Raw genomic sequence first — 12,346 nt, forward strand, 5'->3', positions numbered from 1 at the left:
CCCTGAAAGGCATATGGGGATGTGCGGGGTTTGAAAGCTCCGCCGCGCAGTATTCTTGCTCCCGCCTTGCTTGTGCGCTCGGCGAGATACATGAGCATGTCGCGGTTTTCAACAGAACAGGGACCAGCCATAACGACGACGTTTCCGCCGCCGATTTTAACGCCTTTTATGTCGATAACGGTTTCTGTCTTCTTGAAATCAGAGCTTACCAGTTTATAAGGTTTTGAGATGGGAACCACCTTCTCAACACCCGGCATGGCAAAAAGCGGTTTTTCACGGAGGATACTCTCGTCGCCTATTGCGCCGAGAATGTTTCTTCCGTTTGTTTCGGACATGCTTGTCTTAAAGCCGAACTGCTCCAGCTTTTTCTGCACATGTTCGATGTCGGTCTTTGCCGCATCTTTTTTAAATACGATTATCATTTGCCGAGAACCTTAACGAGCTGTTCGACGAACGCTTCGTTCTCTTCCATCGTACCCACGGAAACACGAATGTATTTGCCAAGTGAGGGTCCGAGGAAGCGGACGATTATTCCTTTTTTCAGAAGGTCGTTGAATACTTTTTCGCCTTCACCGACTTCAACAAGTATGAAGTTGGACTGTGATTTGATGAATGGCAGTCCGAGTCTTTTGAACTCTTTCTGGAGATAGTTCCTGCCTTTCTTATTCTTTTTGATAATCTTGTCCAGATATGCGGAATCTTCCAGAGCCGCTTCCGCCGCAACCTGTGCCGCCATGTTGGTGTTAAATGGCTGGCGTACGCGGTTCATCATGTCGATTGCCATTGCGTCTGCTATAACGTATCCGCAGCGAAGAGCCGCAAGGCCGTATGCCTTTGAAAAGGTGCGCATGATGAATATGTTGTGGAACTTGTCCAGATATTTCATCGTGTCGGGGAAGTCTTTTGCGTCTGCGAACTCAACGTATGCCTCGTCGAATACCACAATAACATCTGACGGTACTTTTTCCATGAAGGCGCGCATTTCTTTGTCTGCAGTGTATGCGCCTGTGGGGTTGTTGGGGTTCGCTATGAAAATCATGCGTGTCTTGTCGTTGATGGCGGCAAGAAGCGCGTCGAAATCGAAAGAAAAATCTTTCTTACAGGGGATCCAGTTGCAAGTTTTGCCCGCCGCCTGAGCTATTGAAGAATACACGGAGAAGCTGGGCGCGGGGCTTATGACATGTTCGCCGTCTTTCAGGAACGTGCGGATTGCGAGTTCGATGATCTCGTTCGAGCCTGTTCCGAAAAGGAGCATGTCTGCAGGTACTTCAAGTTTAGAGGCGAGCTTTGTGCGGAGGTAGTGCGCATCGCCGTAGGGATATCGTGATATTTCCGGAAAGAAGTTTTTAAGAGCTGTTTTAACTTTGGGAGAGGGACCAAAAGGGTTCTCGTTGGATGCGAGTTTGATCGCTTCCTTGATTCCAAGCTCTCTTTCAAGTTCTTTAACGGGTTTGCCGGGTTTGTAGGGAGCTATTTCTGCAATTGCTTTTCCGGCGAGTTTTTTGAAATCTGTCATTTTTCCCCCTTAGGATATGAACCGAGCACTTTGAAAAATGCCGTGTGTTCACAGAGACCGTCGAGTGCGGTTTTTAATCTTTTATCCGCTATATGCCCTTCCACGTCAACAAAAAAGACGTATTCCCATGCCTTTTGGCGGGACGGGCGGGATTCTATTTTTGTCATGTTTATATCCGCCTTCGCAAGAACAGACAGCGCTTCGTAAAGGGAACCCGCCTTGTGAGTCACGGAAAACACTATGGACGTCTTGTCGTTACCTGTGGGCAAAGGCTCATAGTTTCCTATGAGCAGGAATCTTGTGAAGTTGTTGGGGTTGTCTTCAATGGACTTTTCAACAACCCGCAGACTGTATTTAAGCTGTGCCATCTCGCTTGAGATGGCGGCAACTGTGGGGTCTTTTGATGCCAGCTCCGCCGCCTTCGCAGTGGAATCTATCTCGTGTACGGGAATGTCGGGGCAGTTCGCAGCCAGCCATTTGCGGCACTGACCGATAGCCTGATAATGGCTGTATATGACCTGTATGTCCTCGAAATTGCCCGTTTTGTTCATAAGGTTATGGCTTATTTCAAGGTATATCTCACCGCATATTTTTAAGTTGCTGGTGGTGAAGGTGTCAAGCGTGTGGTTGACTATGCCTTCCAGCGAATTTTCCACAGGCACTATGCCGAACGCCATCCGTCCGCGCTCTACGCTGTCGAAAACCTCGGGGATGTTCCTTATGGGTATCAGTGTTGCGGAAAGTCCGAACTGTTTTATCGCCGCCATGTTTGTAAAGGTGCCTTCGGGACCCAGATAACCGACCTTCTGCACCTCTTCCAGAGAGAGAGAGGCGGAGATTATCTCGCGGTAAACCGAGCGCAGTGCGTCGTTGGGGAAAGGTCCCGTGTTAAGTCCGGTGAGACGCTCGAATATTTTTTTCTCGCGCGAAGGAACGTAAAGGGGTTGCCCTGCGGCTTTTTTTATCTCGCCTATGTGCATAGCCTCTTTCGCCCTGTTGTTCAGAAGTTCAAGTATCTTCTGGTCTATGTCGTCAATGTTTTGTCTGTGTTTGTCAAGTTCTTCCATGTCAGAGAAGATAACAGACAAAAGCCTGTTTCGCAAGAGTTTGAAGCATGTTTTGATGGAAAAAAATTAAAACGCTATATTATCTGTATAAAATATGTCATTTTAGTTTGCTATTTAACTACTTTCCGAAACAGATTGATTTCGTTCCGTGCTGTCTGTATATTTTCATGAGCAGGCATAAGAGAGCCGTTAAGATGCTTTGTTTTGTGCTTTTGTCTCCCCCTTTGACAAAGGGGGATTAAGGGGGATTTACATTCAATGTCAGTCAAATCCACCCCGACCCTCCTTTTTTAAAGGAGGGAGAAAATACGAGGAAATAACTTGAAAATATTAATATTCAATCCGTCCTTTCTGGGCGACAGCGTGCTTACAACGCCGCTGATACAGGCTGTTAAAGCAAAATACCCCGAAGCGCAGATATCTTTTTGCGTGCGTCCCGAATATGTGCCGCTTTTTGACGGGCTTGCAGAAATATCGGAAGTTATCCCTTTTGACAAACGCAGAAGCTATTCGGGGCTTTCAGGCATCTTCCGCTTTGCGAAGTATCTTGAACAGCGCGGGTTTGATATAGTGCTTACCCCTCATAAATCGTTCCGCACAAACCTTACACTGTGGCTTGCGAAAATTCCCGTTCGCGTCGGATTTGTCGAAAGTGCTTTTTCTGCCCTTCTGACCTCGTCCTGCGCAAGATATATGGATCTGCACGAGGTTCAGCGAAATCTGACCCTTTATGAGGCGGCTTTCGGAGAATATCCGGCGAAATATCCGCTTAAGGTTGTTATTGACCAAGAGAAGAAGGCGGAGTTTGCTAAACTCGGTGAAAACCTCATAGGTATTGCCCCCGGAAGCGTATGGGCGACAAAAATGTGGCCTGCGGAGCGCTTTGCGGAGGTTGCGGACAGGCTTAAAGAGGACGGTTACACGCCTGTTATAATAGGCGCGCCGGAAGACGTTCCCGCCGCGGAAAAACTCATGAAGGCTGCAAAATACGAACATATCAATATGTGCGGGAAAACTTCTCTTAAAGAGCTTCCCGCGCTGATAGCAAATTTCGGGTTTATGGTGACCAACGATTCAGGACCCATGCATATAGCCGTTGCGGCGGGTGTGCGGTGCATTGCCATCTTCGGTCCCACTGTGAAGGAGCTGGGCTTCACTCCATATGACGAGGTGAGCCGCGTTGCTGAGGTGGCAGGTCTTAACTGCCGTCCCTGCGGACTGCACGGAAGCAGAAAATGCCCGAAAAAACATTTCCGCTGCATGCTTGAGATAAGCACGCAGGACGTTCTGGCTCTTCTTGAGAAAGAACAGGTTGCGGAACCTATCAAACCGAAATACGAAACTGTGAAGGCGGACTGATGAAGGTTCTGTTCGTCCGTTTCAGTTCACTGGGGGATATAATCCTCACCACCGGGGTTATAAGGAAATTCAAAGAGCTTTTTCCCGATGCAGAGGCGGACGTGCTGACATATGCACCCTTCGGAGACGTTTTCAAGGGGCTGCCCTTTGTAAACCGCGTGGTGGAATACGGAAAAAAAGACGGCATAATGGCATATTTCAGCCTTATTCAGAAGGAAACAGAGGATTACGACCATATATTCGACCTGCACGGCAAACTTTTATCGATGTTTTTAAAGTTTCACGCACAGGCGGATTATCACAAATACATAAAAGATTCCGCCGCAAGGCGCAGGTTTGTGAAGACCCGTAAGCCTGACCCGCGGCTCGGTCTGCATGTGGTGCAGAAGTATTTTGAGCCCATCTCAGAAACATTTGGCACTCCCATGCCGGAGCTTGAAGAGTTGCGCCCTGTGCTGTTTTCGGATGCGAAACCTGTTGAAAAGCATATTCTTGTGCATCCGTTCGCCAGCAGATATACGAAAACCTACCCTTATGCCGCAGAGCTTGCGGAGCTTCTGGTCGCCGACGGTTATACTCCTGTTTTTGCGGGAGAGGGCAAGGCTCCTGATGTTAAAGGTATTGTGGACAAAACCGGAAAATCGAAGATAAAAGATTTTTTGATACTATAGTATCCTGCGAAGCGGTGATCTCTTCCGATTCAGGTCCTCTGCACGCCGCTGTAGCTCTTAAAAAGCCCACAGTAGGCATATTCGGGTCAACCACAAGGGAATTCGGATTCTTTCCGCTGTTTTCAGGCGTCAGGGTTGTCGAAGATAATTCAGTTGAATGCCGTCCGTGCGACGTTCACGGGCTTGAAGCCTGCCCGAAGGGACACTTTGACTGTATGAAAAGGCTTACGCCGGATAAGGTTGTTGAGGCTCTTAAAAACCTTTAACACCGTTCATGAAAAGTTTTACGCAGGTCTCCGCATGTTTTTCTATTTCGTCGGCGTCGGGTACGTCTCTGGTATTCATAAGTATCGGCGAGCGCATGGAGAGCAGCATGGATATGAGCATATTTGCCATTTTATCCGCTTCTCTGACATTGAGTCTGTCTGTAAGAAAGCCTGTCAGCGGTTTTCTCCGCGCATCCTGAACCATGCTTTTGAACATTCCGCCTATCTCGCTTCCGTCCCTGCTTTCTGATATCATCATACGGAAAAGCTCCAGTCTGTGCCTTGCCATGTGCATGGTGATGAACTGTATCCCGAATTTTATAAGTTCTTTTTCGGGCGACATATTGCCGAAGGTATAGATATCGTTCTCTTTGCTCATCTGGGAAATGACTTCAGCGAACAGGTCGGATTTTGATACAAAATAGCGGTATACCGTCTGTTTTGTGACGCAGGCGGTCTTTGCCACTTCGTCCATGCTGGTTCTGGAATATCCGTGGTTCAGAAAAAGCTCTCTGCCTGCTTTTATTATTGATTCGCGTTTCGTTTTATAGTTTTCAAGCGCTTTTGACATGCTTAAAGAATACCTGTTGACAACAATACTGTCAAGTATTAGCTTATCATACTATACGGTATGATTTTATGCGGAGGTTATAATGTCAGAGCAGTTTAAAGGCACATTATATGCATTTTCAGGTATTTTCCTTATGGGGTTCGATGCGATATTTATCAGATATTCAGGACTTAACGGTTTCGGGGCATCCTTTCTTTTCGGTATATTTTCAATGCTTTCGATGCTTCTCGTGACACAGATGTGGGGCAAAGGGGTTGCGGACGCTGTTAAAAAAGGCGGACTGATACTTATTTTTTCCGGTGCTGTTATGGGCGGCAGCGGGACGACTTTTGTTCTGGCTGTTCAGGAAACAACAATAGCCAATGTCGTGCTTATCATGACGACATCCGCGGTGTTTTCATCTATTTACAGCCGTTTCCTGCTTGGTGAGAAGACCTCGTTAAGTACATGGGCGGCAGTGATTGTATCAATTTTAGGTGTATATATAATTGTAAGAGGTTCGCTTGGAGGACACGGACTTCTGGGCGATATGTACGCATTGGCGGCGGCTATGTTCTCCTCACTCAATTATGTGATATGGCGCAAATATCCGCAGATAAGCCGCACCATGGCTATATCTTTCGGCGGATTTTTTATTATGCTTTTCAGTTCGTTCGGAACTGATTTTAGCAGTTTCAGCGTTGTTTCTGTGCTTGTAATGGCGGCGATGGGACTACTCAGCGCTCCCATAGGCAGGGCTTTCATCTCCACAGCGGCAAGACACATAACCGCAATGGAAATAAGCCTTTATACGCTTACCCGCACGGTTCTCGTGCCTTTTCTGGCGTGGCTGTTCTTCACAGAGATACCGCCAGCCCAGACCTTTGCCGGCGGTGCGGTGATAATCTGCGCCATAACCGCCCACTCGCTTTTCATGATGCGCCGCGCAGGTGCCAAATAAATTGACACATCCCTGCATACGTTATATAAAGCCAAAGCCTGATACAGGTTACAGACTTGTAGCAAAGTTTGTTTCGTGTTCTTGCTTCCCCCTTTAGCAAAGGGGGAATGAGGGGGATTTACATTAGATATCAATCAAATCCACCCCAACCCTCCTTTTGCAAAGGAGGGAGCAAGAGAAAATTAACTGAGGTATTATATATGAGAAACCGTGGCTTTGACGTAGATTTCACCGCAGAGGATGCATCAGCGCTGGCAGAGACCGCAAGGCTTTGCCGCGGCGATATACTTAAAATGACAACACTTGCCGCAAGCGGACACCCCGGCGGTTCCATGTCTTCCATAGACATGTATCTGACCGTTTACAGGTTTGCGAACATCACACCCGAAAACGTGAAATCACCTTCGCGTGACAGAGTTTTCGTTTCCCACGGACATACAAGCCCCGGTGTATACTCCGCACTGGCGAGAAACGGTTTTTTCGATATCGACAAGGCTGTTTCAGAATTCCGCCTTGCCGGAAGCATCTATGAAGGTCACATCGAAAGGATGGTGAACGGTGTGGAGTGGACGACAGGAAACCTCGGACAGGGACTTTCCGCGGCTTGCGGCGCTGCAATGGCAGGCGAGATATCGGGCGAAGAGTTCAACGTTTTCTGCTTCATGGGTGACGGCGAACAGCAGAAAGGTCAGCAGTCCGAAGCGAGACGCTTTGCCGCTATGCACGGACTTACTAACATCACCGCGTTCATTGACTATAACAAACTCCAGATAAGCGGCGACATTGAACACGTCATGTATCAGAACATAAAAGACGATTATACCGCTGACGGATGGTTCGTTATCACTGTTGACGGACATGACTATGAAAAACTTTTCACAGCTATTAAATACGGACAGAAGATAGAACAGCCAGTGCTTATCCTTGCTGAAACAGTGATGAGCAAAGGCGTTTCCTTCATGGAAAACATCCATGGATATCACGGCAAACCCCTTACCGAGGAACAGCTTGAAAAAGCACTCGGCGAGCTTGGGCTTGAAAACGACATTGCCGTATACAAAGAGGCGAGAAAAAGCTTCGTGTTCGATCCTTCACACCACGAGCTTGAAATCCCCGAAGTTAAAGTTTCATACGATATCAACAAAGAGTACGGGCTTGATGTTAAGACCGACTGCCGCTCGGCTTTCGGTGACGCGATATACGACCTTGTGAAAGGTTCTCAGGCGGAGGGCATGACACCTGTTGCAGTTTTCGACTGTGACCTTGCCAGCTCCGTTAAGACCGACAAAGTTGAAAAGGAATTCCCCGACAATTTTGTTCAGACAGGTATTCAGGAACACCACGCATGTTCTGCGGCTGGTGCGGCGAGCGTCAACGGCGTTCTCCCCTTCTTTGCGGATTTCGGCGTGTTCGGTGTTGACGAAGTTTACAACCAGCAGAGGCTGAACGATATAAACGCGGCAAGTCTTAAAACCGTCACAACCCACATCGGTATCGACGTGGGCGAAGACGGAAAAACCCACCAGTGTATCGACTATCTCGGCACACTGCGCAACCTTTTCGGTTTCCGCGTGATAATCCCTGCTGACCCAAACCAGACATACAAGGCAGTATGTTTTGCCGCTGAAAACCCCGGCAACTTCCTTGTGGGTATGGGACGTTCAAAACTTGCGGTAATAGCAAACGGTGACAAACCCTTCTATGGAAAAGACTATACTTTCAAATACGGACAGGTGGACGTTCTTCGCGACGGCGATTTTGCTATTGCTACCTACGGCAGTATGACAGGCAGAGCGCTTAAGGTTGCTGAAATCCTTGAAAAACAGGGTATCAAGGCAGCGGTTCTTAACTGCTCATGCCCTCTTCACCCCGATATGGAAGTTTTTGAGAAATACACAGACAAACCCGTTTTCGTTTATGAAGACCATAACGAATTCACAGGTCTTGCGGCAACTCTTGCCAACAGATTTTCAGAGGACGGAGAACCCGTTCGGCTGGTGCGTTTCGGTGTGAGAGGCTATGCATTCTCCGGTACACCCGACGATATATTCAAACTGCTGGGTCTCGACCCTGAAACAGTTGCAGAAAGCATTAAAGCGGAGCTTGCATGATAATCCACGGACGCAACACTGTTGAGGAAGCGCTTAAACTTGATATGGTAAAACTCCTTCATGTGAAGGTGAACTCCACTTTCGACCCGAAAAGGTACACTGTGGAATACAGAACTTACGGCTCGAAAGAATTTGAACACTTTTTCGGTCAGGAGGCGCAGGGCGTCGCCGCCGATATAAAAGACATAGAACCGAAAAACTTTGACAAGGCGTTCGATAAGATAATTGAGAACGGACCTGTGGTTATTCTGGACAGGATATTCGACCCCCATAATTACGGCGCGATAATCCGTGCGGCAAACTGTTTCGGCGTAAAGACCGTTATGGTCGGGTTTGACAAACAGTCTCCGGTTACGGCTGCTGTCTGCAAAGCGTCCAGCGGCACAATCTTTCACACGCTTGTGGTCGGTGCGGTGAACACCGCGACTGCTCTTAAAAAGCTGAAAGATGCAGGGTACAAAGTGTATGCGGCGGATGTTAACGGTCAGACAGCTCTTAAAGACGCTGCGTTTGACCCGAAATCAATTCTTATCATGGGTTCGGAAGGCAAGGGAATAAGACCCGCTCTTCTGGAGCTTGCAGATACCCATGTGAAAATCCCCATGCGCGGGGATATTGACTCTCTGAACGTTGCTCAGAGCGCGGCTGTTATACTGTACGAATTTACGAGGAATCTGTAAAAAGTATTCTTTCACTCCGAAAAGAGTTGACAGAGTAAAACTCATTCTATATTTTACGAGCAATTCCGATGCTGATAAAAATAGTTATGGCATCCAAAATTAAAGAACCGGAAATAAAGAGTTTAGTTGACAGATACATAAAAATGTCTGGCGGCTTTATGCCTGTTACGGTCGAGGTTGATAAGAACGGTCACGGCGGTAACCATAAAGGACTTCTGGTTGGAATGGATCCCGCAGGAACGAAGTTTTCAAGCGAAAAATTCGCCGAATGGCTGAACAAACGCATTGAAACCTACGGGGACGTGACCTTTTACATCGGCGAGGCAGAGGGTCTGCCGGCTGATGTTAGGGCTTCGGCTAAAGAATTTATTTCGCTGTCCGAAATGACAATGGCACACAGGGTCAGTCTTTTGGTTCTGGCGGAACAGATTTACAGGGCGCTGACCATAATGAACGGTCATCCGTATCATAAATAGAAACTGCGTGTAAAAGGCTTTTCTGCTTTTACATCTGGCTTTTAAGGAGGGCTGGTATGGACAGGGAAAGACTGAACTACCACAGGGACAAACTGCTTAAGATGAGGAGAGAACTCATCGACAAGCTCAACGAGAGATATCACGATGCAATGAGCCTCGGCGAAGACGGTACACAGGACGCCGCGGATGAAGCATATAATCTCTATAACAAAAACCTCATGCTCGGACGCGTTGAGACGGACGCTCTTAAGCTTCGCCTCATTGAGCAGGCTTTGGTGCGCATCGGAAATGGCACCTATGGCGTATGTATAGAGTGCGAAGAGGACATTGAGGAGAAACGCCTCGAGTATGTGCCATTCGCCAGATACTGCACCGACTGCAAGACCGAACTGGAAAAGAAAGGTCTTATCAAGATGTAACTGACACCCCGTCTCTTATGGCGGGGTTTTCTTTTTTGTGCTACACTCACGTTCACTACCAATCTTTTTGGAGCATGTCATGTCGAATCAGAAAACTGTACTGCTCATCCTCGACGGCTGGGGTCTCAGGGATGAAGAAGAATACAATTCTATCAGAATAAGCAAAGCACCGAATTTTTTTAAGCTGATGGCGGAATGTCCCCATACGAAGCTTAATGCCAGCGAAGAGCATGTCGGTCTTCCCGAAGGACAGATGGGCAACTCCGAAGTGGGTCACACAAACATCGGAGCTGGACGCATTGTTTATCAGGAACTTCTTCGCGTGAGCCTCGCCATAAAAGACGGAAGCATGGCGAAGAATCCTGAGTTTGCAGCTTTTCTGAACACGGTCAAAGCTGATACGGGCAGGCTGCATCTTTTCGGACTTCTGTCCGACGGCGGTGTGCATAGCCATATCGAGCATCTTAAGGGCATCATAGCCATAGCGAAACAGTTCGGCATACCGGAAGTTTACGTTCATGCTTTCATGGACGGACGTGATACTCCGCCTAAAAGCGGTCTGGGCTATATGCAGGAACTGACCGCATACATGAATGAACTGGACTACGGCAAAATTGCCACAGTCGCAGGGCGCTACTACCCAATGGACAGGGACAAACGCTGGGACAGAACAAAACTCGGATATGAAGCTCTGCGCGAAGGCATAGGGCTTGAAGCTGACGACCCTTGCGCGGCTGTTCAGGCAGGGTACGACAGAGGTGAAACGGACGAATTCATAAAACCCACCGTGATAAAAGGGTTCGACGGAAAAGTGAACGACGGCGACGGCGTTTTCTTCTTTAACTTCCGTGCGGACAGAGCGAGACAGCTTACAACTGTTTTCACAGACAAAACGTTCACGGAGTTTCCCCGCGTCACTCCCGAAGTGCATTTCATGACGCTCACTCAGTATGACAGCAAATTTCAGTGTCCTTATGCTTTCGGACCGGAAACTCTTAAGAATATATTCGGCGAGGTTATCAGCAAGCATGGACTGAAACAGCTCCGTATTGCTGAAACCGAAAAATATGCCCATGTTACATACTTTTTCAACGGCGGTGCGGAAACAGTTTTTGAGGGTGAGAAACGCGCCCTTCTGGAATCTCCCAGAGATGTCGCCACATACGATCTTAAACCGCAGATGAGTGTTTATCAGGTGCTTGACAGGTTCAAACAGGAGATAGATTCCGTTGACGTTGTCATCATGAACTTTGCGAACCCCGACATGGTCGGACATTCCGGCATACTTGAAGCGGCGGTCAAGGCGTGTATTGCGGTTGACGAGTGCCTCGGCGAGGTTATGAAGATTGTCAAAGAGAAGAACGCGGTTCTCGCCGTTACGGCAGATCACGGCAATTGCGAACTTATGTGGGATTACGAGAACAATCAGCCCCATACGGCACATACACTGAACCCCGTTCCGTTCATTATATATAACTATGACTGTAAGCTGACGAATGAAACGGGCAAGCTGGCTGACATCGCCCCTACTCTGCTTGATATCATGGGCATAGAAAAACCGGCTGAAATGACGGGAGAAAGCCTCCTCAGAAGATAATGCTCAGCGAAATATTCGCGCCTGAGTGCGCAGGATGCAAAGGCAGATGTGAAACCGGACTGCCTCTGTGCGACAAGTGCAGAAGTCTGCTAGCTGGCTATAAGCATTTCTGTCAAAACTGCGGGCATCCACTAGGTGCGGACGCAAAAGTCTGCGGACACTGCCTCGGCGGTGCGCCCTGGGACAGGATATATATAGACTACAGATACACCGGAGCTTTGAAAAAACTTCTGCTGCAGATAAAGTTCGGATACCGCGTAACGGGTATGAGCAGTCTGGGTTTGCTGGTTCATGCCACATTCTTACAAAAATATGATATTATTACTGATGTTCCGTCACATTTCACAAGAAAACTTAGAAGGATAGCGCATCCGGCGCGCAGCCTGGCAAAACACATTGCTGTACATACAGGAACACATTATGAGCAGTTGCTTGTAAGAAATAGGAAAACCGAATACCAGTATAAGCTTAAAAGCCGGATGAGACATATTAACGTAAAGGGTGCTTTTTTCTGCGGCAAGGACTTAAGTAATTTGAAAATTCTGCTCGTTGATGATATTATAACCACAGGCGCCACTGTTAAAGAGTGCTGCAAAATTCTGAAACAGGCGGGTGCGGTCAAAACTGACGTCTATGTTCTTTCGGGGGGGCGTTACTAGGACATCGGTTTTTT

The 12,346-nt window shown here is 47.9% G+C and carries 13 protein-coding genes and 1 pseudogene; 10 read left to right on the forward strand and 4 right to left on the reverse strand.

The genetic code is table 11. The features are described from left to right. From LRY47_RS10980 to pheA, 3 genes and pseudogenes are all read right to left on the reverse strand, one after another. A pseudogene (locus tag LRY47_RS10980) lies at positions 1 to 422 on the reverse strand (3-deoxy-7-phosphoheptulonate synthase); the annotation flags it as partial. Beyond that, positions 419 to 1,516, reverse strand: a complete 1,098-nt coding sequence (gene hisC / locus LRY47_RS10985; protein ID WP_295225315.1) for a histidinol-phosphate transaminase — start codon at positions 1,514 to 1,516, stop codon at positions 419 to 421. The gene hisC and the pseudogene LRY47_RS10980, both read right to left, overlap by 4 nt. Beyond that, a complete protein-coding gene (gene pheA, locus LRY47_RS10990; protein ID WP_295225317.1) occupies positions 1,513 to 2,583 on the reverse strand; it encodes a prephenate dehydratase in 1,071 nt (356 codons plus the stop codon). Before pheA ends, hisC begins: the two co-directional genes overlap by 4 nt. Before the next feature lie 321 nt (positions 2,584 to 2,904). On the opposite strand from pheA, the gene waaF reads away from it, so the two are divergent. Genes waaF through LRY47_RS11005 form a run of 3 tightly spaced genes read left to right on the forward strand, consistent with a single transcriptional unit; the run spans position 2,905 to position 4,879 of the window. Next, positions 2,905 to 3,942 carry a lipopolysaccharide heptosyltransferase II gene (waaF, locus tag LRY47_RS10995; RefSeq protein ID WP_295225320.1) on the forward strand — a complete coding sequence of 346 codons (1,038 nt, stop codon included), beginning with the start codon at positions 2,905 to 2,907 and terminating at the stop codon, positions 3,940 to 3,942. Further along, on the forward strand, positions 3,942 to 4,613 hold the full coding sequence (locus tag LRY47_RS11000) for a glycosyltransferase family 9 protein (protein WP_295225323.1): 672 nt from the start codon (positions 3,942 to 3,944) through the stop codon (positions 4,611 to 4,613). Before waaF ends, LRY47_RS11000 begins: the two co-directional genes overlap by 1 nt. A gap of 14 nt (positions 4,614 to 4,627) precedes the next feature. Beyond that, entirely contained in the window at positions 4,628 to 4,879 is a 252-nt protein-coding gene (locus LRY47_RS11005; protein WP_295225325.1) for a glycosyltransferase family 9 protein, read from the forward strand. On the opposite strand, the gene LRY47_RS11010 is transcribed toward LRY47_RS11005, so the two are convergent. Further along, positions 4,866 to 5,450: a TetR/AcrR family transcriptional regulator gene (locus tag LRY47_RS11010; RefSeq protein ID WP_295225327.1), complete on the reverse strand. Its 585-nt coding sequence runs from the start codon at positions 5,448 to 5,450 to the stop codon at positions 4,866 to 4,868. The genes LRY47_RS11005 and LRY47_RS11010 overlap by 14 nt on opposite strands. An 82-nt stretch (positions 5,451 to 5,532) precedes the next feature. Between LRY47_RS11010 and LRY47_RS11015 the strand changes: the two genes are divergently transcribed. The 7 genes from LRY47_RS11015 to LRY47_RS11045 all read left to right on the forward strand — a co-directional run bounded on the left by LRY47_RS11015 (position 5,533) and on the right by LRY47_RS11045 (position 12,332). After that, positions 5,533 to 6,390 (forward strand): DMT family transporter, encoded by an 858-nt coding sequence (locus LRY47_RS11015; RefSeq protein ID WP_295225329.1) that lies wholly within the window; start codon positions 5,533 to 5,535, stop codon positions 6,388 to 6,390. A 200-nt stretch (positions 6,391 to 6,590) separates the two neighbouring features. Then, a complete protein-coding gene (locus tag LRY47_RS11020; protein WP_295225332.1) occupies positions 6,591 to 8,501 on the forward strand; it encodes a transketolase in 1,911 nt (636 codons plus the stop codon). Continuing rightward, positions 8,498 to 9,181: an RNA methyltransferase gene (locus LRY47_RS11025; protein WP_295225335.1), complete on the forward strand. Its 684-nt coding sequence runs from the start codon at positions 8,498 to 8,500 to the stop codon at positions 9,179 to 9,181. Before LRY47_RS11020 ends, LRY47_RS11025 begins: the two co-directional genes overlap by 4 nt. A 68-nt stretch (positions 9,182 to 9,249) precedes the next feature. Next, positions 9,250 to 9,657, forward strand: a complete 408-nt coding sequence (locus LRY47_RS11030; RefSeq protein ID WP_295225338.1) for a 23S rRNA (pseudouridine(1915)-N(3))-methyltransferase RlmH — start codon at positions 9,250 to 9,252, stop codon at positions 9,655 to 9,657. A gap of 56 nt (positions 9,658 to 9,713) precedes the next feature. Beyond that, positions 9,714 to 10,076 carry a TraR/DksA C4-type zinc finger protein gene (locus LRY47_RS11035; RefSeq protein ID WP_295225341.1) on the forward strand — a complete coding sequence of 121 codons (363 nt, stop codon included), beginning with the start codon at positions 9,714 to 9,716 and terminating at the stop codon, positions 10,074 to 10,076. Between the two features lie 79 nt (positions 10,077 to 10,155). After that, positions 10,156 to 11,673: a 2,3-bisphosphoglycerate-independent phosphoglycerate mutase gene (gene gpmI / locus LRY47_RS11040; RefSeq protein ID WP_295225344.1), complete on the forward strand. Its 1,518-nt coding sequence runs from the start codon at positions 10,156 to 10,158 to the stop codon at positions 11,671 to 11,673. Then, positions 11,673 to 12,332 (forward strand): double zinc ribbon domain-containing protein, encoded by a 660-nt coding sequence (locus LRY47_RS11045; RefSeq protein ID WP_295225345.1) that lies wholly within the window; start codon positions 11,673 to 11,675, stop codon positions 12,330 to 12,332. The genes gpmI and LRY47_RS11045 overlap by 1 nt, the downstream gene beginning before the upstream one ends. The last annotated feature ends 14 nt before the right edge of the window (positions 12,333 to 12,346 follow it).

This window comes from Seleniivibrio sp. (assembly GCF_021209385.1).
Lineage (GTDB): Bacteria > Chrysiogenota > Deferribacteres > Deferribacterales > Geovibrionaceae > Seleniivibrio.

Excerpts from the sequence above, each read along its gene's own strand:
- hisC (WP_295225315.1), bottom strand. The coding sequence starts at position 1,516 with ATGACAGATTTCAAAAAACTCGCCGGAAAAGCAATTGCAGAAATAGCT.
- pheA (WP_295225317.1), bottom strand. The coding sequence starts at position 2,583 with ATGGAAGAACTTGACAAACACAGACAAAACATTGACGACATAGACCAG.
- LRY47_RS11000 (WP_295225323.1), top strand. The coding sequence starts at position 3,942 with ATGAAGGTTCTGTTCGTCCGTTTCAGTTCACTGGGGGATATAATCCTC.
- LRY47_RS11010 (WP_295225327.1), bottom strand. The coding sequence starts at position 5,450 with ATGTCAAAAGCGCTTGAAAACTATAAAACGAAACGCGAATCAATAATA.
- LRY47_RS11015 (WP_295225329.1), top strand. The coding sequence starts at position 5,533 with ATGTCAGAGCAGTTTAAAGGCACATTATATGCATTTTCAGGTATTTTC.
- LRY47_RS11020 (WP_295225332.1), top strand. The coding sequence starts at position 6,591 with ATGAGAAACCGTGGCTTTGACGTAGATTTCACCGCAGAGGATGCATCA.
- LRY47_RS11025 (WP_295225335.1), top strand. The coding sequence starts at position 8,498 with ATGATAATCCACGGACGCAACACTGTTGAGGAAGCGCTTAAACTTGAT.
- LRY47_RS11030 (WP_295225338.1), top strand. The coding sequence starts at position 9,250 with ATGCTGATAAAAATAGTTATGGCATCCAAAATTAAAGAACCGGAAATA.
- LRY47_RS11035 (WP_295225341.1), top strand. The coding sequence starts at position 9,714 with ATGGACAGGGAAAGACTGAACTACCACAGGGACAAACTGCTTAAGATG.
- gpmI (WP_295225344.1), top strand. The coding sequence starts at position 10,156 with ATGTCGAATCAGAAAACTGTACTGCTCATCCTCGACGGCTGGGGTCTC.
- LRY47_RS11045 (WP_295225345.1), top strand. The coding sequence starts at position 11,673 with ATGCTCAGCGAAATATTCGCGCCTGAGTGCGCAGGATGCAAAGGCAGA.